At 58.0% G+C, this 25,542-nt stretch carries 26 protein-coding genes; 15 read left to right on the top strand and 11 right to left on the bottom strand.

The window, feature by feature from the left end; translation table 11 throughout:
• Nucleotides 1–61: 61 nt before the first annotated feature.
• Nucleotides 62–961: a DNA-binding transcriptional regulator OxyR gene (gene oxyR / locus KYK33_RS15480; protein WP_042040866.1), complete on the top strand. Its 900-nt coding sequence runs from the start codon at nucleotides 62–64 to the stop codon at nucleotides 959–961.
• 106 nt (nucleotides 962–1,067) lie between these two features.
• Here the strand turns inward: oxyR and KYK33_RS15475 are convergent, their stop codons facing one another.
• Nucleotides 1,068–3,599, bottom strand: a complete 2,532-nt coding sequence (locus tag KYK33_RS15475; protein WP_224431102.1) for a penicillin-binding protein 1A — start codon at nucleotides 3,597–3,599, stop codon at nucleotides 1,068–1,070.
• Between the two features lie 287 nt (nucleotides 3,600–3,886).
• Between KYK33_RS15475 and pilM the strand changes: the two genes are divergently transcribed.
• The 9 genes from pilM to KYK33_RS15430 all read left to right on the top strand — a co-directional run bounded on the left by pilM (nucleotide 3,887) and on the right by KYK33_RS15430 (nucleotide 13,052).
• Nucleotides 3,887–4,945: a type IV pilus assembly protein PilM gene (gene pilM / locus KYK33_RS15470; protein ID WP_318010400.1), complete on the top strand. Its 1,059-nt coding sequence runs from the start codon at nucleotides 3,887–3,889 to the stop codon at nucleotides 4,943–4,945.
• Nucleotides 4,933–5,502: a PilN family type IV pilus biogenesis protein TapN gene (gene tapN / locus KYK33_RS15465; protein WP_224431100.1), complete on the top strand. Its 570-nt coding sequence runs from the start codon at nucleotides 4,933–4,935 to the stop codon at nucleotides 5,500–5,502. The genes pilM and tapN overlap by 13 nt, the downstream gene beginning before the upstream one ends.
• Nucleotides 5,499–6,095, top strand: a complete 597-nt coding sequence (gene tapO / locus KYK33_RS15460; protein WP_224431099.1) for a PilO family type IV pilus biogenesis protein TapO — start codon at nucleotides 5,499–5,501, stop codon at nucleotides 6,093–6,095. Before tapN ends, tapO begins: the two co-directional genes overlap by 4 nt.
• Nucleotides 6,092–6,625 (top strand): pilus assembly protein PilP, encoded by a 534-nt coding sequence (locus KYK33_RS15455; protein ID WP_042040861.1) that lies wholly within the window; start codon nucleotides 6,092–6,094, stop codon nucleotides 6,623–6,625. Before tapO ends, KYK33_RS15455 begins: the two co-directional genes overlap by 4 nt.
• 71 nt (nucleotides 6,626–6,696) lie before the next feature.
• Complete coding sequence (locus tag KYK33_RS15450; protein WP_224431098.1) at nucleotides 6,697–8,763, top strand: type IV pilus secretin PilQ; 2,067 nt, start codon at nucleotides 6,697–6,699, stop codon at nucleotides 8,761–8,763.
• Nucleotides 8,764–8,954: 191 nt separating this feature from the next.
• A complete protein-coding gene (aroK, locus tag KYK33_RS15445) occupies nucleotides 8,955–9,473 on the top strand; it encodes a shikimate kinase AroK (RefSeq protein ID WP_005909680.1) in 519 nt (172 codons plus the stop codon).
• Between the two features lie 14 nt (nucleotides 9,474–9,487).
• Nucleotides 9,488–10,567, top strand: a complete 1,080-nt coding sequence (gene aroB, locus KYK33_RS15440; protein WP_224431097.1) for a 3-dehydroquinate synthase — start codon at nucleotides 9,488–9,490, stop codon at nucleotides 10,565–10,567.
• A complete protein-coding gene (locus KYK33_RS15435; RefSeq protein ID WP_224431096.1) occupies nucleotides 10,560–12,107 on the top strand; it encodes an SPOR domain-containing protein in 1,548 nt (515 codons plus the stop codon). The genes aroB and KYK33_RS15435 overlap by 8 nt, the downstream gene beginning before the upstream one ends.
• Nucleotides 12,108–12,176: 69 nt before the next feature.
• Complete coding sequence (locus tag KYK33_RS15430; RefSeq protein ID WP_042040857.1) at nucleotides 12,177–13,052, top strand: Dam family site-specific DNA-(adenine-N6)-methyltransferase; 876 nt, start codon at nucleotides 12,177–12,179, stop codon at nucleotides 13,050–13,052.
• Nucleotides 13,053–13,069: 17 nt separating this feature from the next.
• Here KYK33_RS15430 and KYK33_RS15425 read toward each other — a convergent pair whose 3' ends face one another.
• Entirely contained in the window at nucleotides 13,070–13,261 is a 192-nt protein-coding gene (locus tag KYK33_RS15425; protein WP_224431095.1) for a DUF2970 domain-containing protein, read from the bottom strand.
• Between the two features lie 346 nt (nucleotides 13,262–13,607).
• Between KYK33_RS15425 and rpe the strand changes: the two genes are divergently transcribed.
• The 4 genes from rpe (at nucleotide 13,608) to KYK33_RS15405 (ending at nucleotide 16,299) form a co-directional block, all read left to right on the top strand.
• On the top strand, nucleotides 13,608–14,282 hold the full coding sequence (rpe, locus tag KYK33_RS15420; RefSeq protein ID WP_042040855.1) for a ribulose-phosphate 3-epimerase: 675 nt from the start codon (nucleotides 13,608–13,610) through the stop codon (nucleotides 14,280–14,282).
• Nucleotides 14,269–14,937: a phosphoglycolate phosphatase gene (locus tag KYK33_RS15415; protein WP_042040854.1), complete on the top strand. Its 669-nt coding sequence runs from the start codon at nucleotides 14,269–14,271 to the stop codon at nucleotides 14,935–14,937. Before rpe ends, KYK33_RS15415 begins: the two co-directional genes overlap by 14 nt.
• Before the next feature lie 18 nt (nucleotides 14,938–14,955).
• Entirely contained in the window at nucleotides 14,956–15,960 is a 1,005-nt protein-coding gene (gene trpS, locus KYK33_RS15410; protein WP_042040853.1) for a tryptophan--tRNA ligase, read from the top strand.
• Between the two features lie 123 nt (nucleotides 15,961–16,083).
• Nucleotides 16,084–16,299 carry a hypothetical protein gene (locus tag KYK33_RS15405; RefSeq protein WP_042040852.1) on the top strand — a complete coding sequence of 72 codons (216 nt, stop codon included), beginning with the start codon at nucleotides 16,084–16,086 and terminating at the stop codon, nucleotides 16,297–16,299.
• A gap of 207 nt (nucleotides 16,300–16,506) precedes the next feature.
• Here KYK33_RS15405 and KYK33_RS15400 read toward each other — a convergent pair whose 3' ends face one another.
• The 6 genes from KYK33_RS15400 to KYK33_RS15375 form a co-directional block, all read right to left on the bottom strand.
• Nucleotides 16,507–17,814 carry a TRAP transporter large permease gene (locus KYK33_RS15400; protein ID WP_042040851.1) on the bottom strand — a complete coding sequence of 436 codons (1,308 nt, stop codon included), beginning with the start codon at nucleotides 17,812–17,814 and terminating at the stop codon, nucleotides 16,507–16,509.
• A 2-nt stretch (nucleotides 17,815–17,816) separates the two neighbouring features.
• A complete protein-coding gene (locus tag KYK33_RS15395; protein WP_084218139.1) occupies nucleotides 17,817–18,368 on the bottom strand; it encodes a TRAP transporter small permease in 552 nt (183 codons plus the stop codon).
• A 52-nt stretch (nucleotides 18,369–18,420) separates the two neighbouring features.
• Complete coding sequence (locus KYK33_RS15390) at nucleotides 18,421–19,431, bottom strand: TRAP transporter substrate-binding protein (RefSeq protein ID WP_224431094.1); 1,011 nt, start codon at nucleotides 19,429–19,431, stop codon at nucleotides 18,421–18,423.
• Nucleotides 19,432–19,750: 319 nt separating this feature from the next.
• Nucleotides 19,751–20,224, bottom strand: a complete 474-nt coding sequence (locus tag KYK33_RS15385; RefSeq protein WP_224431093.1) for a YhcH/YjgK/YiaL family protein — start codon at nucleotides 20,222–20,224, stop codon at nucleotides 19,751–19,753.
• Between the two features lie 91 nt (nucleotides 20,225–20,315).
• Complete coding sequence (locus KYK33_RS15380; RefSeq protein ID WP_224431092.1) at nucleotides 20,316–20,936, bottom strand: bifunctional 4-hydroxy-2-oxoglutarate aldolase/2-dehydro-3-deoxy-phosphogluconate aldolase; 621 nt, start codon at nucleotides 20,934–20,936, stop codon at nucleotides 20,316–20,318.
• Nucleotides 20,920–21,891, bottom strand: a complete 972-nt coding sequence (locus tag KYK33_RS15375; RefSeq protein ID WP_042040847.1) for a 2-dehydro-3-deoxygluconokinase — start codon at nucleotides 21,889–21,891, stop codon at nucleotides 20,920–20,922. Before KYK33_RS15375 ends, KYK33_RS15380 begins: the two co-directional genes overlap by 17 nt.
• A gap of 335 nt (nucleotides 21,892–22,226) precedes the next feature.
• On the opposite strand from KYK33_RS15375, the gene kdgR reads away from it, so the two are divergent.
• The gene (kdgR, locus tag KYK33_RS15370; RefSeq protein ID WP_042040846.1) at nucleotides 22,227–23,030 is read left to right on the top strand and encodes a DNA-binding transcriptional regulator KdgR; all 804 of its coding nucleotides are present in this window, start codon (nucleotides 22,227–22,229) and stop codon (nucleotides 23,028–23,030) included.
• Between the two features lie 105 nt (nucleotides 23,031–23,135).
• On the opposite strand, the gene KYK33_RS15365 is transcribed toward kdgR, so the two are convergent.
• From KYK33_RS15365 to kduI, 3 genes are all read right to left on the bottom strand, one after another.
• Nucleotides 23,136–23,651 (bottom strand): YgjV family protein, encoded by a 516-nt coding sequence (locus KYK33_RS15365; protein WP_042040845.1) that lies wholly within the window; start codon nucleotides 23,649–23,651, stop codon nucleotides 23,136–23,138.
• A gap of 65 nt (nucleotides 23,652–23,716) precedes the next feature.
• A complete protein-coding gene (gene kduD / locus KYK33_RS15360; RefSeq protein WP_224431091.1) occupies nucleotides 23,717–24,478 on the bottom strand; it encodes a 2-dehydro-3-deoxy-D-gluconate 5-dehydrogenase KduD in 762 nt (253 codons plus the stop codon).
• Nucleotides 24,479–24,560: 82 nt separating this feature from the next.
• Nucleotides 24,561–25,397: a 5-dehydro-4-deoxy-D-glucuronate isomerase gene (kduI, locus tag KYK33_RS15355; RefSeq protein ID WP_224431090.1), complete on the bottom strand. Its 837-nt coding sequence runs from the start codon at nucleotides 25,395–25,397 to the stop codon at nucleotides 24,561–24,563.
• Nucleotides 25,398–25,542: the final 145 nt, after the last annotated feature.

Here is a 25,542-nt window from a genome sequence, read left to right as displayed (position 1 = left end):
TTCTTCAAGCACTTATTGGGCATGCTAGGGGTCGATTTTTGCCCGTCAGCAGTGGGGATATATGAACCTTCGCGATCTCGAGTATTTGGTAGCGCTGGAAGAGGAGAAACATTTTCGCAAGGCGGCGGAGCGCTGCTTCGTCAGCCAGCCGACCCTGAGTGGCCAGTTGCGCAAGCTGGAGGATGAACTCGGGGTGATCTTGATCGAGCGCACCTCCCGCAAGGTGCTCTTTACCCCCGCCGGTGATGCCATGGCCCAGCAGGCTCGCAAGGTGTTGCGTGAGGCGCGCGAGCTAAAGAACATCGGCCAGCACTTCGCCGAGCCCATGTCAGGGGAGATCCACATCGGCCTCATCCCCACGGTGGGCCCCTATCTGTTGCCCCATATCATCCAGGATCTGCGTGAGCATTTTCCCCAGCTCGAGTTCTACCTCTACGAAGAGCAGACTCAGGTATTGATGAAGCGTCTGGAGGAAGGGGAGCTGGACTGTGTCATTTTGGCCGAACTGGATGGCATGGAGGGTTTTGGTTCACTGCCGCTGTACCAAGAGCCCATGTGGCTGGCGGTACCCCGACTGCACCCCGAAGCCCACGCCAAGGCTGTGCCGCTGGGCAACCTCAAGGGCAAGAAGCTGCTGATGCTGGCCGACGGTCACTGCCTGCGGGATCAGGCCATGGGTTTTTGCTTCGCAGCCGGGGTGGGGGAGGATGTGCGTTTTCAGGGAACCAGCCTGGAGACCCTGCGCAACATGGTGGCGGCAGGCAGCGGCATGACGCTGATCCCGCGCCTGGCCGTGCCTGCCAATCGCGACGAGGGGGGGGTGAGCTACAGGCCCGTGATTGACCCCGTACCTGGACGCGCCATCTCACTCTTCTATCGCCACTATTCGGTGCGTCGTCCCTGTTTTAACGAGCTGGCGACCCGCATCCGCGCCCTGATGAAGGTGCAGTTGGCCAGTTGAGCCATGAACAGCACAAAGCGCAGCTCAGTGTTTGAGCGGCAATAAAAAACCGGCGCAGAGGCGCCGGTTTTTTTTGATTGCCATAGGCCCGCCTGGCGGGCCTGGATCAGAACAGGTCGTCGGTCGAGACGGGACTGTCGCCATCACCGAAATAGCCATCCTCCCCATAGACTCTGTTGCCGTTCGAGACGGGTGCCGAGTAACGGGTTGGTTCCGTGCCCTCCTTGAAATACTCGGTGGTGGCATTGCCGCTGTGGGTCAAGAGACCCGTGCTGGCGTCAACCGGCAGCTTGATGATGCCTTCAGGGACCGGCATCGGTTGCTCGGGTACCTTGTTGAGCGCCACCTTCATGAAGTCGATCCAGATAGGCTGGGCGGCGTTGCCGCCAAATTCACCACCGGCCGTCTGGTCGCGTCCCATGTTGGCGTTGTAGGCGACACGGCCCAGGGCCCGCTGATGATTGTCAAAACCTATCCAGGCGGTCGCCACCAGATTCGGGGTATAGCCTGAGAACCAGGCATCCCGCGATTCGTTGGTGGTCCCCGTTTTACCCGAGATATCGTGGCGCTTGAGGTCGCGGGCCGCACGCCAGCCTGTCCCCATCCAGCCACGTCCACCCCAGATGGCCGTGGTCAGGGTATCGGTGATAAGGAAGGCACTCTGGGCACTGATGGTTTGCGGGGCCAGGTTGTTGGGCACCACAGGGTCGATGGCACACTGAGCACGCCAATCACCTTCCACATTAAGATAGGCCTCGGGAGCGTTCATGTCGGCGGCAGCCAGAGCACCACAACCCCGGCATGCGGCGGCCGGGTTGGCGGCAAACAGCAGGGTTTCGAAGCTGTCTCTGACTTCGCTGATGAAGTAAGGGGTGACTTGATAACCGCCGTTGGCGAGCATGGAGAAACCACGCACCACTTCCATCGGCGTAAATTCAGCGGCACCCAGTGCCAGGGATTCATTGCGCTGGATGTGTTCGCGAGGGAAGCCGAACTTGACCAGGCCATCCATGTAGGTATCGAGACCGATGGCGCGCATCAGGCGCACCGACATCACGTTCTTGGATTTGGCCAGACCAATGCGCAGCGGCGTCGGACCATCGTAGACGGCCGGTGAGTTCTTGGGCTGCCACATGGGGCCCTTGGAGGGATCCCACTGGTTGATGGGGGCATCATTGATGATGGATGCCAGGGTATAACCCTGCTCAAGGGCGGTGGCGTAGAGGAATGGCTTTATGTTTGAGCCGATCTGGCGACGTGCCTGTTCGACCCGGTTGAATTTGGATAGTTCGAAGCTGAAACCACCCACCAGACCTTCGATGGCGCCATCGGTCGGGTTCATGGCGACCAGGGCCGCGTTGACGTCAGGGATCTGCGCCAGGATCAGGGCCTCACCCTGTTCTCGTACCCAGATCTGGGCGCCGACTTTCAGCACATCCCTCGCCGCCCTGGGGGCATTGCCCTGGCGCGAGTCGGTGATGAAGGCGCGAGCCCATTTGATGCCATCCCAGTTCAGTTCGGCCTGCTTGCCGTTCTTGAGCACTATGCTGGCGCTCTTGTCGGCGAGTTTGGTGACCACGGCCGGGATCAGGGGATTGTAGGTAGGCTCCTTGTTGAGGTGCGCGACTATCTGGTTGTAGTCCCACTGAGCCTCACCCTCTTTCCAGAGCTGGGCGCTGGGGCCACGGTAACCGTGACGGGTGTCGTAATCGGTGATGCCATCGAGCAGTGCCTTCTTGGCTGCCCGCTGGCGGTCGGCGCTGACCGTGGTGTAGACATGCAAGCCCATGGTGTAGGCGTCTTCACCAAACTGGTCCACCATCTTCTGGCGCACCATCTCGGCCAGATAGGGGGCATGGAGCGTGGTCTCGGCGCCATGGTAGCGCGCCTTGATGGGCATCTTGCTGGCTTCGTCATACTGAGCCTGGGTTATCTTGCCAGTATCCAGCATGCGACCCAGTACCACATTGCGGCGAGCGAAGGCGCGCTCTGGCGAACGGATGGGGTTGAGCATGGACGGCGCCTTGGGCAGACCGGCGATGATGGCGATCTCATCCAGGGTCAGCTCTTTGACATCTTTGCCAAAGTAGACTTGGGCGGCGGCGCCGACCCCGAACGAGCGATAGCCGAGCGGTATCTTGTTGAGATAGAGCGTCAATATCTCGTCTTTGGTGAGATTCTGTTCGATACGCCAGGCGAGGAAGACCTCCTTCACCTTGCGCACTATGGTCTTTTCATTGGTCAGGAAGAAGTTACGAGCCACCTGCTGGGTGATGGTACTGGCGCCCTGTTGGGGTTTGCCCGAGACGGCCCAGACGGTGGCGGCACGCAGGATCCCGATGGGGTCTATGCCTGGATGCTCGTAGAAACGGGCATCTTCGGTGGCCAGCACGGCATCGATCATGGACTGAGGGATATCGCTCAGTTGCAGCGGGATGCGACGGATTTCGCCAAACTGGGCGATCAATTCGCCGTCGCGGCTGTACACCTTCATGGGGGTGGCCAGCTTGACGTCACGCAGGGCCGACACATCCGGCAACTGGGGTTTGATGTAGAAGTAGATACCGATGAGGCTGGCGACGCCAAGTACAGCACCCAACATCATCACTATTAACAGGCGTACGAGCCATTTCTGCATGGAAGAACTACCAATCGTCTTAAAAGTAACCAACAGGCGCAGAGTATACCCACACTGCCCAGGAAAATTCGACATTTCCAAGCAGGGGATCGGCTGGCCAAAGAGCGCTCAGATTAGCATCTCGGGCCCTTTTCACCAAGCTGCGCCAAAATGGCGATTGTAGTGGCGATATAGTGAAGATGTGTTATGGCTCTGATAATTAGACAATTCTAAGTTGTGGCGCCGCTCAATATGGAATTAGCTGTTCTACAATCATGACCACAACCCAATAACGCATGGATGTGTATATGGTTGGGCTATTCAAGAATGGAACTCTGATCCCCATGATAGGGGTGGATTTTGGCAGCCAGTCCCTCAAGGCTGTTACCCTGAACGGCACGGCGAGCAAGCCCAGGCTCGAGTCGATAGCCGATGTCCAAATGCCCAAAGGGGCCTTGATCGACTATCAGGTGCAGGATATAGAGAGGGTCAGTCAATCTCTCAGAACCCTCAAGCGTCAGCTGGTTGGCAGCAACCAGAATGTCGCGACCGCCGTCACCGGATCCAATGTGATCACCAAGGTGATACTGGTCGATGCGGGCCTCAGTGAAGGAGAGTTGGAAGAGCAGGTGCAGCGGGAAGCCGAGCAGCTTATCTCCTACCCTCTCGATGAGGTCAGTCTGGATTTCGAGGTGTTGGCTGGTACCCCCGAGGCTACTCGTCAGCGGGTCTTGCTCAGCGCCGCCCGTACTGAGAGTGTCAGCGGCAGGGTCAGCGCACTGGCTGAGGCCGAACTCACGACCCGAGTAGTGGATGTTGGGGCCCATGCACTGGTTCGCGCCGTATTGGCCTGTCAGCCTGAGCTCGCCAGTTTGGAAAAGCCTGTGGCGGTCATCGATATCGGGGCGAGCACCATGACTTTCGCCTCGGTACAAAAGGGGGAAGTGACCTACTTTCGCTTGCAGAATTTTGGTGGTGACCAATACAGCCAGGCGATCTCCTCCTTCTATAACCTTCCCTTGGATGAGTCTGAACTTGCCAAGACTCAGAACCAGTTACCTCAGGATCATGAGATTGAGGTACTGCAGCCGTACTTGCAGAGCCTGTTACAGCAGGTACGTCGCAATATTCAACTTTTTGTCAGTTCGTCCGGACAACGGGATCTCGCCAAGCTGGTACTGACCGGGGGAGGGAGTCTGGTCGTCGGGCTGGCAGATATGTTGCGTCAGGAGTTCTCTCTGGAGGTGCTACACCCGGATCCGTTTGCCCTGTTTGGCAATACTGGCGGTGATAGGCGTGGTCATGGCGCCAAGTATATGACCGCGTTTGGCTTGGCCTTGCGGAGCTTCACACCATGTCAAATATAAACCTGCTACCTTGGCGCGACGCTAAGCAAAAGCGTGAAAAGGCGCAGTTTGGTGTGCTGTTTGGGGTCTGTCTGGCGGTGACGGCCTCTCTGGGGTTTGCGGTTGACTGGTTCGTGAACCAGCAAGTTTCTCAGCAGCGCGGCTTGAATCAGCGCCTGGTGCAGGAGATGGTCAAGCTGGATGCCCAGCTTGGTGAGATCCGTCTCATCAAGGATAAGCGCAAAGGGTTGCTTGAACGGATGGCGCTCATCGAGAGATTGCAGCAGCGCCGTAACTTACCCGTGCGCCTCTTCAACCAGTTGCCGCTTTTGGTGCCCAATGGCGTCTACCTCAATACGCTAGCGTTGAAGAGCGATGCCATTGATGTGAATGGCAAGGCTGAAGCCTATGGCCGGGTGGCGAGCATGATGCGGCGCATCGATGGTTCCGGCTGGTTGGGGGCGTCTCGCATAAGCACTATCTTTGCCTCGGATGTGGCTCCCGTCGCCCTCAGCCAATTCTCCATGATGTTCCAGGTCATCAAGTCGCCAGCCGATGCCGCGGGAGGTAAATCATGAACCTGCAACAACTCAACGATCTGGATCTGAACAACATAGGCGGCTGGCCTAAGGCGGCCAAGCTGGTGCTCATCCTGTTTGGCTGTGTCTTGCTCGGCGGTGCTATTTATTACTATGTGATAGCCAGTTCACTGACCGCCCTGACTCAGGAACAGAGCAAGGAGAAAGAGCTCAAGGCACAGTTTGAGAGCAAGGCGATGCTGGCCGCTAACTTGTCTGCCTATAAAAAGCAGCTGGTCGAATTGGAGTTACTGGTTGATACCCAGCTCAAGCAGTTACCCAACACCCATGAGGTCGCTGGTTTGCTTGATGACATCAGCTTCATCGCCACTGACAACGGTCTCAAACTCAATCGTATTCACTGGGAGGCCGAGACGCCCCATGAGTTCTCTACTGAACTACCGATGCGCATTGAGGTTGCAGGTACCTACCATGAGATTGGCAAGTTTACGGCAGCCATGGCGGCACTGCCGCGTATCGTTATTCTGGACTCTTTTACCCTGAGCCATGGAACCAACAGCGACATCATCTCCATGTCCATGCTGGCCAAGACTTATAAATACAATGGCAATGCCGGGGGGCAGAAAAAATGAGGCAACTCCCCAGATATTGTTTTGTGTTGTTGCTTGCGGGTTGTAATAGCCAGGAGAACATGGATGGCTACATCAGCCAGATCAGGGCCAGGCCCCCGGTTGCCATAGAGCCATTGCCCACCATAACGCCATTCTCTCCCCTGCATTACGAATCGATGGATAAACGAAACCCTTTTGTTGAGCCTCAGCCAGAGAGTCGTGCCGGCGTTGAACAAAAAGCCAAAGCTGACTGTGCCCAGATAGTGGCAGATAGACCCAAGGAGGTGCTTGAGAACTACTCGCTGGCGAGTCTGGCGATGCAGGGCACCATGGGCAAGCAGGGGCAATTGTGGGCACTCATTCGCACGCCTGATGGTCAATCCATGCGCATGGGGCTGAATCATTACATGGGGTTGGATCAGGGGCGGGTCATCAGGATCACCAATACGGCGGTGGATTTGCTGGAAACAGTGCCCGACGGCAAGGGATGTTGGGTAACGCGTGAAACGCAGTTGGTGATGGCCAATATAGAAGCAAAAAATAATCGGTGATGAGCATGAGACGTTGCCGCTGGTGATGGTCCATCTTCTTGAAGCGAAACGATAATCAGGGATGAGCGTCGATGAGAATAACAACAGCAATTACATTCAGGGTGGCTGCGCTGTTACTGGGCAGTTCGTTTCATCCGGTATGGGCGATCCCGACTTTGCAGGAGGTAAAAGTCAATCCCCTGTTGGCCGATCAACTCTTGCTGGAACTGAGCTTTAGCGAGCCGGTTTCGGGTTTTACCGACCGGCTTGGCTATCAACCCAATCAGTTGATGTTGCACATCCCGGGGGCGGTAGGGGCCCTGAAGGTCAACCCATTGCCCATCAAGCAGGAGGGGGTCGACAGCGTCAAGGTCGATGGTAAAGGAACAGGACTGGATATACAGATTGCACTGGACAGATTGATGCCTTATCAGGTGCATCAGCAAGGCAACAAGTTACTTATCTCTCTCGGTGACAAGGCGGCCAAACCGGAACCGACCCCTGTCCCCAAAGCACCCATGGTGTTACCTGCCACCAAAGCCAATACCGAAGATGCCTATTTCAACTCGGTCAAGGGGGTCGATTTTCGCCGTGGCAAAGATGGCCAGGGTGAGTTTCTGGTGCGGTTGGATAACAGCTCGGCAGCCGTGGATGTCAGCAGTACAGGACAGAAAGTGGTGGCCAAGTTTCACGGAACCCGGATCCCGGACGATCAGCTGAACCTCATCAATGTACAAGACTTTGCCACTCCGGTTTCTCAAGTGGAGGCATTTCGTCAGGGTAATGACACCCGATTCGAGCTATCGGTGAATGGCCAGTTCGATTTTCGCTACGATCAGGCGGACAAGCTGTTCATCATCGAAGTGAAAAAGCGCGCGCCGGTCGGTACTGTCGCAAAACAGTATAAAGGCAAGCCCATCTCCCTGAATTTCCAGGACATACCGGTACGTACCGTGTTGCAGCTCATCGCTGACTTCAACAACCTCAATCTGGTGACCACGGATTCAGTCTCCGGCAATATCACTCTGCGCCTCGATGGTGTGCCCTGGGAGCAGGCCCTCGACATCATTCTCAAGGTGCGTGGTCTCGACAAGCGCCTCGATGACAACATCTTGCTGGTCGCGCCGGCAGAAGAGATAGCGGCCCGGGAGAAACAGCAGCTGGAGAGCCGCAATCAGGTGGCAGATCTGGCACCGCTCTATACCGAATATATGCAGATCAATTATGCAAAGGCGTCGGAAGTGGCGGCCCTGCTCTCCTCCGAGAGCACCAAGCTGCTCTCGGCAAAAGGCGCGGTGAGCGTGGATGAGCGCACCAACGTGCTGGTGGTGAAAGACACGGCCGATGTCATTAGCAACATCAAACGCATGTTGGATATCCTCGATATCCCGGTCAAACAGGTGGTGATCGAGGCTAGGATGGTGACCATAGATGACGGTTTCGACGAGGCGCTCGGGGTGCGCTGGGGGGTGACCAAGAATGATGGTCATGGCAATAGCACATCGGGTTCGATAGAGGGGAATGATAACTCAAACGGTATTACCTCCGGACCTCCAAGTGTCGAGGACAGGTTAAACGTCAATCTGCCGGTCACCAATGCCGCAGGCACCCTGGCCTTCCAGGTGGCTCGCCTCGCCAACGGAACCTTGCTGGATCTCGAGCTGTCGGCGCTGGAGAAAGAGAGCAAGGCGGAGATCATCGCGAGCCCAAGAGTTACCACGGCGAACCAGAAACCGGCATTGATTGAACAGGGTACCGAGATCCCCTATGTGGAATCCTCCTCCAGCGGTGCGACCTCGGTTACCTTCAAAAAAGCGGTACTGAGCCTGAAAGTGACACCGCAGATTACGCCGGACAACAGGGTCATCCTCGATCTCACTGTGACCCAGGATACCAAAGGCGAAACGGTTCCTACCGGGACCGGGGATGCGGTCTCCATCAATGCCCAGTCCATCACCACCCAGGTGCTGGTCAACAATGGGGAGACCTTGGTACTCGGCGGTATCTATCAGCAGACCATCAAGAACGATGTCAGCAAGGTCCCCCTGCTCGGTGATATCCCGGGCCTTGGCATCCTGTTTCGCAAGACCACCAGCGAGAACAAGAAACGCGAGTTGCTGATTTTTGTGACGCCAAGGATAGTTACCGACAAGTTTTGAATGCTTTACATATCAGGGTAAAACACATATAACCTTACGCCCCGATGAGGCTGGGGCGTAAGGTCTGCGGTTGCCAGTCCTGATTTCTATTGAGATAATCCCCCTCCTGATCCATCGCAAGACAAGGTTCATAGGTACCCCGATCCATAGTTCATCGGGGTCGTACAGTTTGTAATTACTAATGAAAAGACATGGCTGAGAAACGCAATATTTTCCTGATAGGTCCCATGGGTGCGGGCAAGAGCACCATAGGTAGACATCTGGCAGAACAACTGCATATGGAGTTTTTCGACTCAGATCATGAAATTGAGCGCCGCAGTGGTGCCGATATCAGCTGGGTGTTCGATGTTGAAGGCGAAGAAGGTTTCCGGATTCGCGAAGAGAAGGTGATCGGCGATCTGTCCGAGCAGCAAGGCATAGTGCTGGCGACGGGCGGTGGTGCAATCAAGAGCCGCGAAACCCGCAACAAGCTCTCTGCCCGCGGCATCGTCGTTTACCTCGAAACCACCATTGAAAAGCAACTGGCGCGCACACAGAGAGACAAGCGCAGGCCCTTGCTACAGACCGAAGAGCCGCCCCGTGAAGTATTGGAGCGTCTGGCGTACGAGCGCAATGCCCTCTATGAGGAAGTGGCCGACTTTGTTATCCACACCGATGATCAGAGTGCTAAAATCGTCGCCAATCAAATCGTCAAGCTAATCGGTATGTAATGTCGAGGACGTCCATGGAAAGGTTGAAGGTCGAACTGGGTGAGCGTTCTTACCCGATAGAAATAGCGGCTGGACTGCTGCAGCACCCCGACGTGCTGACTCAGGCCATCAAGGGTAGACGGGTCATGATAGTGACCAACACCGTGGTGGCTCCCCTCTATCTGGAGCGGGTGAGTCAGCTACTGGCGGATTATCAGGTAGAACACCTGATCCTGCCGGATGGTGAGGCACACAAGACGCTGGCGACTTTCGAACGCATCATGTCTGCGCTACTTGAGACCAACCATGGACGTGATACTACCCTGATCGCTCTGGGTGGGGGCGTGATAGGGGATGTGGTGGGCTTTGCGGCCGCCAGCTTCCAACGCGGTATCCCCTTCATCCAGGTCCCCACTACACTCCTCTCCCAAGTCGACTCCTCTGTTGGCGGCAAGACTGCCGTGAATCACCCCCTCGGCAAAAACATGATCGGTGCCTTCTATCAGCCCAAACTGGTCGTCATAGATACTGAATGCCTGCAGACCCTGTCCGAGCGTGAATTTGCCTCAGGCATGGCAGAGGTGATCAAGTACGGCATCATCTGGGATGCAGATTTCTTCAGCTGGCTGGAGCAGAATATGCCTCGGCTACAGCGGCAGGATCCGGTTGCGTTAGCCTATGCCATCAAGCGTTGCTGCGAGATCAAGGCCGAAGTGGTTGCCGAGGATGAGACTGAGCACGGTGTGCGGGCGCTGCTCAATCTGGGTCATACCTTTGGTCATGCCATCGAAGCAGAACAAGGCTATGGCAACTGGCTGCATGGCGAGGCTGTCGCTGCGGGTATGATGCAAGCGGCGGCCACAGCCCGGTTGCGTGGTCAGGTGAGCGCCGAACAGCAGGAGCGGATCCGTGCCTTGCTGCTGGCGGCCAAGCTGCCGGTGAAGGGGCCTGCCGATATGAACTTCGATGCTTACCTGCGTCACATGCGCCGTGACAAGAAGGTGCTGGCTGGCAAGCTGCGTCTGGTATTGCCGGTGGGAATAGGCCATGCCGAAGTGGTGGCCGATGTGTCTGATGCTCAATTGCAATCGGTGATCGAGTCCGAATGTGAGTAAGTTGCTCCAGTTTCCCTCTCAGCGGCAGCTGGTCGAACGGCTGCTGCATCTGATTGAATTCAATCATCCTTTTATATTTCTATCCGGTCCGGCCGGCAGCGGCCGCGCCACCCTCTGCGAGCTGTTGCTGACCCGCCTGCCTGAGAAGGTGCAGGTGGTGAGCCTGATCGGCCGTCCCGACATGAAGATGGGCGAGGTGCGTCAGCTGCTGCTTGAGCAGATAGTCGATAAACCCCTGTTCAATCCTCAAGATGCCTTGGCTGACAGCTTCTTTCGCATGATGGAAGGAAAGCCTGCAACGCTGTTGTTGCTGATCGAGCGGGCGCACGAGTTGCCTGCCGAGGTGCTCAGCGAGCTTTGGACCCTGTGTCGTCACAATGACACCCTGACCAAGCCTCATCAGTTGGCGACCCTGTTGACCGGTGATGACGTCTGGTGTCGCACTGTGCGCCCGGGTCTCAAGGGGCGAGCCATGCCCTCCCTCGAGCTGGAGGTTGCCCCCCTGAGCGCCCCTGAGCAGCGCATCTTCCTGTATGAGAAAGCAAAAGCGCAGAAGATACCGGCGACCCTCTTGCCCAAAGCCAAGGTAGAGGAGATCCTGAGCCAATCGAAAGGACAGCCGTCCATCATCATGCAGGCCCTGGAGGATATCATGACCGACAGAAGACCCAAGAAGTCGCAACCCAAGCTGCCCATCAAGCAGGTCGTCCTGGGTTTTGTTGCCGTCATCGGCATCTTGCTGGCGCTCACTTACCTGCTTCCCTCGCTGTTTTCAGACAAGCCGGAGGGCCAGGAGATGGCGAAACCGCTGAGCACAACACTGCCGGCCCCCATTCCGGAGGAGAGTCCGGCTGGGGCTGTGAACCAGGCAGATACTCAACCGGGAGCAGCCAGTAATGACAGCGGCGCTCTGGTTCGGGATTGGAAACCAGAGAGCCAGGTCTTGCCCAAGAAAGTGGAGAGCGAGACGGTGACTGCCGAGTCAGGCAATTACGAAGGTCGCCGGATAGTGATCTCCGACGACGTGGTCGAGAAGCTGATGACAGGGCCCAGCGTCAGCGGCGCCCTGCCCAGCGAGGTGGTCAAGGAGCTGACCGGTGACGAGTCAAACGTGGCCCCGTCCAATGGGCAGGCAGGCTCGCAAGCCAAGCAGGCGACAGGCAATCAGGCTGCTACGACAGCCCCAGCGAGCCAGACAGGCCCTGCCAAGATGGTCGAGCAGGCCGCTCCAGCCCCCCGGGTTGCCCTGACCCCGGTAACCACCTTGCAGCAGAAAGCCAAGACCCATTACAGCGTGCAGTTGATGGGGGCGAGCAACCGGCCAGCGGTCGACAGCTTCGTGGCGGAGAACCAGCTGTCGGGCAAGGTCTGGGTCTATCAGACTCAGTTCCGCGGCAGTCCCTGGTTCGTGGTGCTGCAGGGCGATCATGCCAGCCTCCAGCAGGCGAAGGCGGCCATCCGCCAGTTACCACCCGCCCTGGTCAAGGGGCAGCCCTGGCCCAAGTCGTTCGCCCAGGTACAAAAAGAGCTGAAGCCATAGCAGCAGGTCGGATAAGGGGGTAGAATCGTCCCCCTTTTTGGGTTGCTGCCTTCTTAACGCCGGATTTCCATGAAGAAAACACGCGCTTTTTTAAAATGGGCCGGGGGAAAGTATTCCCTGGTTGAAGAGATTGCCGAGCGGTTGCCAGCAGGGCGTGTGTTGCTGGAGCCTTTCGTTGGTGCAGGATCCGTGTTTCTCAACACCGATTACGATGCCTATGTGCTCAACGACATCAATCCGGATCTGATTGCCCTCTATAACCATCTCAAGCTCACACCTGAGCAATTGATTGCCGAGGCGCGCAAGCTGTTTGTGGCCGAGAACAATCACAAGGCGGCTTATTACCGGTTGCGGACTCAGTTCAACCAGACAGAGGGCAGCTTCGAGCGCGCCCTGCTGTTCCTGTTCCTCAACCGCCACGGGTTCAACGGCCTGTGCCGATACAACAAGAAGGGGGGCTTCAACGTCCCCTTTGGCTCTTACAAGAAGCCCTATTTCCCGGAAAAAGAGCTGTGGTTCTTCGCTGAGAAGGCGCAGAAGGCGACCTTCATCTGCGAGAGCTATGCCGATGCCATCAAGCGGGCGCAGGCCGACTGGGTCATCTATTGCGATCCCCCTTATGCCCCCCTCTCTACCACGGCCAGCTTCACCAGCTATTCGGCCGGGGGCTTTACCCTGGACGATCAGGCGGTGCTGGCGCGGCTGGCGCGGCACACGGCTGCCGAGAAAGGGGTTCCCGTGCTCATCAGCAACCACGACATCGAACTGACCCGCGAACTCTATCGTGGTGCCAGGCTCGATGAAATCCTGGTCAAACGCACCATCAGCCGCAATGGCGGCACCCGCAACAAGGTGGCCGAGCTGCTGGCACTCTATCCTCCCGGCATAGCGCCGGAGCAGGGGTGGTATCCAGGGGATCTGGTCGAGGTTGGCACCAGCGTCTAGGCAGGGCCGCTGAACGGCTAAGCGAGCACCCAGCTCACCAGTAGCCAGAGGCTGCCTAGCATCAGGGCGATCAGTAGCACTCCCATCAGGATGAAAGCCAATGGCGAGCCGTTGGCAAAATCTCGCTGGCGATTGCGCTGGGATTGCACCCCGAACAGGGCGGCGAGGGTGCTGGTGAGCGTATGCCACAGGGTGAGTCTTTGGTTCATGTGCGCCTCCTGGCTCCCTACAGCCTAGCCAGCTTTCGCCAAGAGAGCCCCTTCCGTCCCTCATCACTCTGCGCTGTCATGTTGTTCATCCCATCATGGAAGATTGTCTCTTCCGCTCTTCCGCTCTTCTGCCCTGATGAGGGTGATATGAGTCGAGATTGGAGGCTGGAGACGGGTTGAGCTCTCTCAACGTCCCGGCCCGGGGGGCGCCCATATCTCCCCATATCCGGGAAAATGGGTCTCCCGTGGGCCATGAGGCGCGGTAAGCGGCAATCAGTCTCGTTTCCTGAGCCAGTTTGGGGTAAAATTGCGCCGTTTTTTCGCCTAGCTGCCAATGGATGACGTGATGAAAGACTTTCTGATAGCTCCCTCGATCCTCTCCGCCGATTTTGCCCGTCTGGGCGACGATGTTGCCAAGGTATTGGCAGCGGGTGCCGATGTGGTGCATTTCGATGTGATGGACAATCACTATGTGCCCAATCTGACCATAGGCCCCATGGTCTGTCAGGCCCTGCGTGACTTCGGTATCAAGGCGATGATCGATGTGCACCTCATGGTCAAGCCGGTGGACAGGATAGTCCCTGATTTTGCCAAGGCGGGTGCCAATCTCATCACCTTCCACCCGGAAGCGTCCGATCATGTCGACCGCACCCTTGGGCTCATCAAGGAGCAGGGCTGCCAGGCTGGCCTGGTGCTCAATCCGGCCACGCCGCTCTCTTGCCTCGAATATGTGATGGACAAGCTGGACGTGATCCTGCTGATGTCGGTCAACCCCGGTTTCGGTGGTCAGAGCTTCATCCCCGGCACCCTCGACAAGCTGCGCCAGGTGCGCCGTCTGATAGACGAGAGTGGCCGTGACATTCGCCTGGAGATCGATGGCGGCGTCAAGGTAGACAACATTCGTGCCATTGCCGAGGCAGGTGCCGACATGTTCGTGGCCGGTTCTGCCATCTTCAGCCAGCCAGACTACAAGGCGGTGATCGACCAGATGCGTGCGGAGCTTGCCCATGTCCAGCGTTAATCGTCCCTTCGATCTGGTGCTGTTCGATTTGGACGGCACCCTGATCGACAGTGCTTCCCAGCTGGCGCTGGCGGTCAATCGCACTCTCACCGATCTGGGTCTGGCCGAGGCCGACGAGGCCGTGGTCCGTACCTGGGTCGGCAATGGTGCCGATAAGCTCATCTCCCGCGCCCTGGATTATCGCGGTGCTGGCGAACAGTTCAGCCAGGCCCGCGGCCTGTTCGATCGGCACTATCAGGCTTGTCTGCTGGAAGGGCTGGCCATGTATGACGGGGTCGAGCAGAGCCTGCGCCGTTTACAAAAACTGGGTTACCGCCAGGCCGTGGTGACCAACAAGCCGAGTCACTTCGTGCAGCCGATCCTCGATGCCCTCGGCATTGCCGATTGCTTCGCGCTCTGGCTGGGCGGCAACTGTGTGGAACCAAAGAAGCCGAGCCCGACACCGCTGCTGCATGCCTGCCATGAGCTGGGTGTCAGCCCGGCGCGCACCCTGATGGTGGGTGACTCCGAAAATGATGTGCTGGCCGCCCAGGCCGCCAGCATGAAGGTGGTAGGGCTCACCTATGGCTACAACTATGGCCGCCCCATTGCCGACTCCAATCCAGACTGGGTGTGCGAGCATTTCTGTGAGCTCGATGCCCTGCTGGTCGAATAAGAACAAGGACTCCTCTCCATGGCCAAACCAATAGTACTGAGCGGTGCCCAGCCCTCCGGGCAGCTCACCATAGGCAACTACATGGGCGCCCTGCGTCAGTGGGTCAAGATGCAAGATGACTTCGATTGCCTCTACTGCATCGTCGATCTCCATGCCATCACCGCCCGCCAGGAGCCTGCTGCCCTGCGCAAGGCGTGCCTGGATGCCGCCGCCCTCTATCTGGCAGTCGGGATTGATCCCGCCAAGAGCACCGTCTTCATCCAGTCTCATGTGCCCCAGCACGCCGAGCTTGGCTGGATCCTCAACTGCTACACCCAGATGGGTGAGCTGTCGCGCATGACCCAGTTCAAGGACAAGTCCGCCCGTTTCGAGAATAACGTCAACGTCGGTCTGTTCGGCTACCCGGTGCTGATGGCGGCGGACATCCTGCTTTATCAGGCCAATCAGGTGCCGGTCGGCAACGATCAGAAGCAGCATCTGGAGCTGACCCGCGACATCTGCACCCGTTTCAACAATCTGCATGGCGAGGTGTTTACCCTGCCCGAACCCTTCATTCCCGAAGAGGGTGCCCGGGTGATGAGCCTGCAGGATCCGACCAAGAAGATGTCCAAGTCTGACGACAACGAGGCCAACTTCATCGGTCTGCTGGAAGATCCCAAGCAGATAGTGAAGAAGATCAAGCGGGCCGTCACCGATTCGGACGAGCCGGCCGTGGTGCGCTTCGATCCGGTCAACAAGCCTGGGGTGTCCAACCTGCTGACCCTGATGTCTGGCGTGACCGGCCGCCCCATCCCCGAGCTGGAGCAGCACTTCGAAGGCAAGATGTATGGCCATCTGAAAGGTGAGTGCGCCGAGGCCGTGGTTGCCCTGCTTGAGCCGCTACAAGCCCGTTTCCATGCCCTGCGTCAAGATGAGACTCATCTGCAGGCCATCCTCGCGGCCGGTGCACAAAAGGCCCGGGAAAGGGCTGAAAAAACCCTGGCCAGCGTATATGATGTGGTTGGCTTCGTTCCCAGAGCCTGATATATCGGATTGTGGTGTAACCGTAGGAAGCCGGGTATCAACCTGGCTTTCTTTGTTTTCCCCCTCGGTATCTGTGATCCCCGGATCCTGAATTTAAGTGGACCCCGAGTCCCAAGAGTGAGCATGTCCATCCAAGAAAAAATCTCCATAGACGAGCTGGGCGACAAAGGTCACTGGCTGCGCAAGTTTCGCAAGGCCAAGAACCTCAATACCCTGCAACTGATGGTCTCCAATGCCATCGACAAACACCATGCTACCCCGGCCATCGCTGCCGCCATCTACCTCGCCGAGTGTCAACGAGAGCGCGAGATGGAACAAGGCCGCTACCTGGATCGCTGAGGCGCCCCTCCGGGCTCTGCCATCCGCGGTGGTTCTGCCCACGTAATCTCCCTGACAGTGCGTGCCAGTCCCAGGGCGCCCTGCTCTCTCCTGCTTGTTCTCATCCCCCGTTTCCTTGCTGCAGAGATGAAAAAACCCGGACGCCGACGCGCCCGGGGTGAATTCATCACGAGTGCGACAGGCATCGATGCCCGTCGCACAGAGGCATCATTTGATCAGTCCCATCGCCTGGGGCAGCGCCATCGAGATGGCCGGTACATAGGTCACCAGCATCAGCACCAGTGCAATGACCGCGAAGAAAGGCAGCAGTGGCTTGATGACCCCTTCAATTTTTATCCCCCCGATCTTGCATCCGGTGAACAGTATGGGGCCAACCGGTGGCGTGATGGTGCCAAGGGAGAGATTGAAGATCATCATGATGCCAAATTGCACCGGATCCATGCCGAACTGGGTGCAGATGGGCAGGAAGATGGGGGTAAAGATGAGTACCGCCGGGGTGGGGTCCATGAAGGTGCCCACTAGCAGCAGTACCAGATTCATGACCAGCAGGATGATCAGGAAACTGTCGGTGAAGGAGAGCAGGGCCGATGCGATCAGTGCCGGGATCTGGGTGAACGCCATTACCCAGGACATGATGGATGAGGCGGCCAGCATCAGGATCACGATGGCGGTCATTTTGGCGGTAGCCAGGAAGATGGCGGGCAGATCGACGGCCTTGATGTTCCGGTAGCAGACACCAAGGATCAGCGAATAGACCACGGCGATGGCGGAGGCTTCGGTCGCGGTGAAGATGCCACCGAGGATGCCACCGATAACCACAACGATCATCAGCAGGCTGGGGATGGCATCTAACAACAGTTTGAGGCGCAGACCCTTGAGAGAGTTGTGCTCGGCCACATAACCACGGCGCTTGGCAATGAAGCCCGCCACCAGCATGACCCCCAGTCCCCACAGAATGCCGGGCACGTAGCCGCCCATGAACAGAGCCGTGATGGAGACACTGCCCGCCACAGTGGCATAGACGATCAGGGAGTTGCTTGGGGGGATCAGCATGCCAGTCGGTGCCGAGGCGATATTGACCGCGGCACTGAAGGCGGGATCGTATTTATCCTTCTTCTGGATAGGGGACATGATGCCGCCGATGGCCGCCGCCGAGGCGACGCCGGAGCCGCTGATGGAGCCAAACAGCATGTTGGCAACCACGTTGGTCTGGGCCAGAGGACCCGGCAGGAAGTTGCTGACTATCTTGGCGCAGTTGATCAAGCGGATGGCTATGCCGCCATTGTTCATCAGATTGCCAGCCAGGATGAAGAAGGGAATGGCCAGCAGGGCAAAGGAGTCCAGGCCGACGAAGACCCGCTGGGCCGAAGTCAGGATGGCGCCATCGAAAGGCAGGATGATCACCATGGCCAGGAAGGAGGGGAGCCCGATACTGATGCTGATAGGGGTGCCGATAAACAGCAGGACAAAGGCACCGATGAACATCACCAGCGCGACAACAACCGCAATATCCATGGTTATACCTTTTGCTTGAAGGAGAGTTGTCTGGCCAACCCGTATTGGTTGTACAGGCAATAGAAAACGGTCAGCACGCCGCAAAGAGGGATGGCGGCATAGATGACGCCGATGGGGATCTGCAGCGCCGAATCGAGCTGTCCCATCTGGCGGCTCATCCCGATGTAACCCCCCACGGTCAGTACCAGCAGGGCAAAGAGAGTGGTCGCCAGCTCACCGAGCATCTCCACCAGGATGCGCACATTGCGCGACATGCGATCACGCATGAAGGTGATTGCCATGTGTTCGCGCAAGCCAAAGACATAGGCACTGCCGATCAAGACCAGCCAAATGAACAGGTAGCGGGAGAGCACCTCGCTCACGGCGCTTGGGCTATTGAGCAGGTAGCGGGTTGCCACCTGATAAGTGACCAGCAGGGTCATCACGGCCACGATGGCGATGCAGAGATAAGAGACCACCAGATCCACTCTTTGCTTGAACCCGGTCAGCGAGGCATAGAAGCCATGCTGAACGGATGGTTCGGAGAGGGTTGCTGGTTGTTGAGCGGGTTTCATAGCGGAACCTCATAGGAGGGGTTGCCATGGCAACCCCTGGCAACAACAGCCATTAGTTGGCCAATGCGCGGATCTTGTTGAAGATATCTTTCTGCTCCGGGGTGGTCAGCAGCGTCTCTTGCAGCGGCTTGCAACGCGCCTGGAAGGGGGCAATATCGACCTCAGTAAAGGTGGCGCCCTGGGCAGTGGCCGTCTGTTTGGCGGTTTCTAGCGCCTGGCTGAAGAGATCAAACTCGGTCGCGGTACTCTCTTTGGCCAGTTTGCGGAAGGTCGCCTGATCGGCGGCATCCATCTTCTCCAGGAATGACTCATTGACCACCAGCAGATCGGCCACCATCACATGGCGGGTGTAAGAGAAATGGGGCGCCACTTCATACTGCTTCAGATCGGCGTAGGTGATCTCGTTGTTCTCGGCGCCATCAAGCACCCCCTGCTGGATGGCGGAGTAGACTTCGCCCTGACCCATGGGAACCCCGGTGCCCCCCATACAGGTCAGCATCTTGACCATGGTATCGGACTGCATAACCCGGATCTTCTTCCCTTTCATCTCTTCTGGAGTCTTGATTGGAGCCCCTTTGACATACATGCTGCGGGCCCCGGCGGTATAGGCGGTCAATACCTCGAAGCCGTTGCCCTTGGTGGAGCTGAACAGGCCATCGAGGAGATCACCGGTGAAGACTTTGCGCTGGTGATCCGGGTTGTCGTAGATGTAAGGCATGGCCAGCACGGAGAAGTTTTTGTTGAAGTTCTCGACCAGGGGGTTGGCGACGACGGCCAGTTGAATGGCACCGGATTGCACCAGCTCCAGTGCCGCCCGTTGATCTCCCAGCAGCTCGTTCGGGTGAATTTCCAGCTTGTATTTACCACCGGTCGCGGCTTCCAGCTTCTGGCTGAAATCTTCGAGCGCCTTGAACTGCGGATTGTGTTCAGACTGGTTGAACGCTGTCTTCAGGATCAGGGGGCCAGCAGCCTTGCTGTCTTCACCACATCCAGTCAGAAACAGACCCGCGGCGACCACTGTGCCAATCAGAGACAGTCTGGGCAGAGCATTCATTGTACGCATGTGTGTAACCCCTTTATGGACTTCGTTATTTTGATGCTGTTCATGCTACGTGAATCCGGCCGCATTTCAGTGATCAAAATCAAGTTAATGAAATGGCGTTCCATATTTGTGGAAATCAAAAATCAAGTTTTGTGATGGCCGTTTGTTACACTGCGGCAACGCTGATGGAATAAGGCTTCAAACGAGTTTTTCGATAAAAATAGGGGAGGGCAGATCCCACCGGAGCACAGGAGAGCGAATAGAAGATGGGGGAGGCGTGCTAAATGGTGCTGGCCTCCTGACCGGGAGTTCATGCCAAGGGGGTGGAGGCCGGCGACTCTTATTGGGCTGACAGCCACTCTTTGCAGATCTTGACCACGACTTTCTTAATCTGGGCGGGGGAGCCGACCTGGCAGGTGGGTCTGTGCACCTCACCGGGATAGAAGATGGCGAAGTCACCGGTGTCGAGCAACAGCCGGGTGGTGATCGCCGGGTTGTCCAGGAAGATGAGGTCCGGTTTGGTTTCCTGATGGTCATGGGGAGCGCGGATTGTGGTGCTGAGGGCGATCGCCTCCTGCCCGGCCAGCACTATCTGGATATCCAGATAGCGATCGTGGAACTCACTCTTCAGATCCGCCTCCTGAGCCGTGATGGGGGAGGAGACGATGTAGAAGACGGCATCCTCGATGAGATCATATTTCCCCTCTGCCTGCTGTTGCAGGTTGTGCAAGGAGAGCGCGGGCCGGTTGAGAAGATGCAGCAGTGGGGATGGCAGCATGGCGATGTCCAGTTGCTGCAGATTACCAACGATCATGGGTAGCTCCTTTGATTGAACCGGTGGTGGAGGTCGATGGCGAACCGGTCGAGGCTGGAATGATGGGCCCGTGAGACGGGCCCCGGCCGATTTAGAGGGCGGCCATGGCTTCCTTGGTCAGGGCGCCGATCTTGTCCCATTCGCGATTGTCGATGAGGTTGGCAGGCACCATCCAGGTGCCGCCACAGGCGAATACCGCAGGCAGGGCAAGATAGTCCTTCACATTGCTCGGGCTGACGCCGCCAGTGGGCATGAAGGAGACCGGGTAGACGGCGCTCATGGCCTTGAGCATGCCCAGCCCACCGGATGGCTCTGCCGGGAAGAACTTGAGGGTCTTCAGACCCAGCTCCATAGCCTGTTCGACCAGGCTGGGGTTGTTGACGCCGGGAATGATGGGAACACCGCGCGCCTGGCAATATTGCACGATGCGCGGGTTGAGCCCGGGACTCACGATGAAGTCGACCCCCGCCTCGATGGCCTGATCGACCTGGGCTGTGGTCAGCACTGTGCCGGCACCAATGATCATCTCGGGAAAGGCTTCCCGCAGCCGGCGGATGGATTCGGCCGCCGCCGGGGTGCGGAAAGTGATCTCGGCACTGGGCATGCCGTTTTCCAGCAGGGTGCGGCCAAGGGCGACGGCATCATTGGCGTCTTTGATGGCAATGACGGGGATGATCTTCAGGGCACAGAGTCGTTCAAGCAATGCTGACATGGGAAGCCTCATTGTATGGGTGATCAGGGGTGATGGGGTGTGGCATGGCCGTCAGGGGGATGATGGCGCCACGATGTTGAATGACGGTGCTCGCCAGCCGATGGGCATAGCGGGCCGAATCGGCCATGGACTGCCCCGCCAGCCGGGTGGCGAGGTAACCGGCGCTAAAGGAGTCGCCAGCCGCCGTGGTATCGATGATCTGCTCTTTCGCCAGGGGGACGGCCAGCACCTGGTCGCTGTACCCAGGCTGCACGATGAGACAGGCCTCGGCCCCGCGCTTGATGACGATCTCGTTCACGCCACATGCAAGGGTGCGGGCCAGGCACTGGGAGTCGTCGCTGTCCCCCCAGAGGGCGACCTCGTCATCCAGGGTCAGGAAGGCGAGATCGGTTAGCGCCAGCATGGCGGCATAGGTCTGCCGGGCCGCGGCCTGGCTCTCCCACAAGCGGGGGCGGTAGTTGTTGTCAAAGGCTATCCTGGCCCCGCCAGCCCGGCACTCGGCCAGCCTGTTCAGCAGGGTCAGCCGGTCATCTTGTGACAGGATGGCGAGGCTGATCCCGCTCAGGTAGAGGTAATCGAAATCGTGCAGTCGCTCACCGATCCGCTCGGCCTCTGGCGTCTGCAGCCAGTAGCGGGCCGCAGAGTCGCTGCGCCAGTAGTGGAAGGTGCGTTCACCTCGATCATCGGTCTCGATGAGATAGAGACCGGGCAGCTTGTGGTCAAGGCGCTGCACCAGCTCGGTGTGTATTCCCTCTTGCTGCCACTGGGTCAGCATGGCCCCACTCATGGGATCCGTGCCCAGGGCACTCACGTAATGCACAGCGATGTCCGGGTTGGCGCGGGTCAGGTAGACCGCCGTGTTGAGGGTGTCCCCGCCAAAATGGCGCACTATGTTGGCCCTGCTTTCGGACAGCTCGATCATGCATTCGCCAATGACGGCGACCTTGATAGGCATAGCGCTTCCCCTGTTTTCCGCGTTGATGATGGCGCTATTCTATTTAACTAACGGAGAATAAAAAACAATTGAAACATCATTTCATTAAAAATGTGATGATTGTCTTGTGTTGATGACTCGCAGGGTGGAGGCAGGGGAAAGTGGCCGTGAGCCAGGGGTTATAAAGACTATCGTCGCCACCTCTGCGGCGAGGTGCGGGTGAATAGTCGCGTGAGCGAGACCACATTCTCTATCCATGAGTGGATGATTTGACTGGATAAGTGGCTCTGTCACTATGAGGGCCAGCTCATTTCAAATACAATGAAACAATCAATCATTTTTTTTGGACGTAAACAATGTCGATGATAGACAACTCGCCCGAATCGGTGTCATCGGTACTCAAGGTGTTCGGCATACTGCAGGCGCTGGGGGAGCAGAAAGAGATCGGGGTGACCGAGCTGTCCCAGCGGATCATGATGTCCAAGAGCACCGTCTACCGTTTCTTGCAGACCATGAAGACCCTGGGTTATATCACCCAGGAGGGTGAAACTGACAAGTATGCCCTTAGCCTCAAGCTGTTCGAGCTGGGCGCCAAGGCGCTGGAACATCAGGATCTGGTGCAGATCGCCGATGAACAGATGTACCGTCTCGGCAAGCTGACCAAAGAGACCCTGCACCTTGGGATGCTCGATGAAGACAGCATCGTCTATTTGCACAAGATTGACTCTGAATACAACCTGCGGATGTACTCCCGTATCGGTCGTCGCCGTCCGCTCTACAGCACCGGCCTTGGCAAAGTGATGATGGCCTGGCTGCCCGAGACCGAAGTACGCGCCATGCTGGCCGGGGTGACCTTCGAGCGCTTCACCGAGCATACCCTTGCCGATGTCGATGCCCTGCTGGTGGAGCTGGCCCAGGTGCGCGAGCAAGGTTATGCCGAAGATCGGGAAGAGATGGAACACGGTCTGCGCTGCTTCGCCGTCCCCATCTACAGCCGCATGGGGCGGATCATCGCGGGGCTCTCCCTGTCGTTGCCCCTGGTGCGCTTCCATGAAGAGCACAAGGCAACCCTGGTGGCCCAGCTACATGAGGCGGCGGCCAATATCTCTGCCGGGCTGGGTTTCCACGACTATCCATTTGGTACTCACTCCTCACGCTGATTGAGTATCTCGTCTCAAAAAGAGCAGGCTTGGCCTGCTCTTTTGCATGTCAGTTCTCAGCGACAATGAGCCGTTGCCCGTGATTGGACCCGCAGGCAGGGTGGTTCACCCCTCGATGTCCTGCGGGGCGGCCTGGTAGAGCTTGAGGATGGTGTAGCCATTGATGACGAAAAAGATGCTCTCCTGCAGGATGCCACCGATGGATCCCGCCCAGATATTGTGGGTCAGCCAGCAGAGGGTACTGCTCAGCATGCACAGTCGCAGGGCAATACCGTTGAGGCGAAACAGGGCGAAGGTGCTGAGGGTGGTGCCGAGCAGGGTCAGCATCTGGACCGGGTGTTCGATCCGGGGGATGACCAGCAACCAGGCCAGGGCGAGGAACAGCAGCATCACACCGAGGCCGCGATAGTAACCGGAGACCCAGTTGCGCACGGCACAGAGCAGGCAGTTGATGGCGGCAACCGAGGAACCCAGCAGCAAAAAATGCAGCCCCATCAGGGTGCCATTGAGGGTGAGCTGGACTCTGAGCTTGCTATCCTGGCGCTGCATGAATGCCGTGGCACCCACGAGGCAGGCCAACAGGCCGATTGACTGGGCAAACCAGAGACTGTCGAGCAACATAGGGCCTTCCTGTCAGGAGACAACGGCAAAAGGCGCCTCGCGGCGCCTGGTCATAGTGAACTGAATTAACGGGCCAGCCAGCCGCCATCGACGGCGATGGTGTAACCGTTGATGTAGTCGGAGGCGACAGAGGCCAAGAATACGACCGGGCCCATCATGTCGTCCGGCACCCCCCAGCGGCCTGCCGGGATCCGTTCAAGGATGGCGGCATTGCGGTCATCATCGGCACGCAGGGCCGCGGTGTTGTTGGTCGCCATGTAACCGGGGGCGATGGCGTTGACGTTGATCCCCTTGCTGGCCCACTCGTTGGCCAGCAGGCGGGTGATGCCCATGACGGCGCTCTTGGAGGCGGTGTAGGAGGGCACGCGGATACCCCCCTGGTAGGAGAGCATGGAGGCGATGTTGACGATCTTGCCGCCCTGGCCCTGGGTCATGAACTGCCTGGCCACCGCCTGGGACATGAAGAACACGCTCTTGATGTTGATGTTCATCACATCGTCCCAGTCCTTCTCGCTGAAGTTGATGGCGTCTTCCCGGCGGATGATGCCGGCGTTGTTCACCAGCACATCGACGCGGCCGAAGTGGGAGACCGCCTGATCGACCAGGGCTGGCAGGGTGTCTACCTTGCTGACGTCCGCCTTCAGGCTCAGGAAGCGGCGGCCAATGGCTTCGATTTTGGCGATCGTTTCGGTCGGCTCGACGATATTGATGCCGACGATGTCGCAGCCCGCCTCGGCGAGCCCCAGTGCCATGCCCTGACCCAGACCGGTATCGCAACCGGTGACGATGGCGACCTTACCTTTCAGATCGAATGCATTAAGAATCATATTGTTACCTCTAAGCCGTGGGCCAATGTGGGGTGAAGTGTCGGGCAGGAGCCGCCATGGCGGCTCGGGATGGGGAAGCCGGTTAGCGCAGATCCTGAACAGCGACATGGTCCATGTCACCGAACACCTGGTTCTCGCCCACCATGCCCCAGATGAAGGTGTAGGCCTGGGTGCCGACGCCGGAGTGGATGGACCAGCTCGGGGAGATGACGGCCTGCTCGTTGTGCACCAGCAGGTGACGGGTCTCGTCCGGCTTGCCCATCATGTGGAACACGGCGGCGTCCTCTTTCATGTTGAAGTAGAAGTAGACCTCCATGCGGCGCTCGTGGGTGTGGCAGGGCATGGTGTTCCACAGGCTGCCCTCTTCCAGCTGGGTCATGCCCATCACCAATTGGCAGGTCGGCAGCACATCCGGTACCAGGTACTTGTAGATGGTGCGGCGGTTGCTGGTGGCGGCATCCCCCAGGGTTGCCGGCGAGGCCTGGGCTTGGGTGACGGTGCGGGTCGGGTAGCAGGTGTGGGCGGGAGCGCTGTTGTAGTAGAACTTGGCAGGCTGCGAGGCATCGACACTGGCAAAGCTCAGGGTGCGGGCTCCCTGGCCGACGTAGAGGGCCTCGGCCTTGTCCACTTCATAGGTAGTGCCATCCACCACCACCACCCCCGGGCCACCGATATTGATGAGGCCGAGCTCACGCCGCTCGAGGAAATAGCTGACCCCAAATCCCTTGCCGAGTTCATCGGAGAAGGTCAGGGGAGCATCCACCGGCATGATGCCACCAAACACGATGCGGTCTATGTGGCTGTAGGTCATGGTCAGGGTGTTCGGGGTGAAGATCTCTTCGACCAGAAACTCACGGCGCAGACCCTGGGTGTCGAGTTGTTTGGCATGATCGCTGTGGATGCTTTGACGAGTTTGCATAATGAACCTCAATTCCGGGCCGCACGCGGCATCAATGACAATGTGTCGGGAAATCCTGTCGTTGAAGGCACGATAGCAAAATGAAAAACTGCGATCAAACTAAAATGAAACTTTGTTTTGTTTTTTGTGATTCACATTTAAAGTT

Origin of the sequence: Aeromonas rivuli (genome assembly GCF_020149575.1) — a bacterium.
Lineage (GTDB): Bacteria > Pseudomonadota > Gammaproteobacteria > Enterobacterales > Aeromonadaceae > Aeromonas > Aeromonas rivuli.
This window is presented reverse-complemented; position numbering and strand designations above follow the sequence as displayed.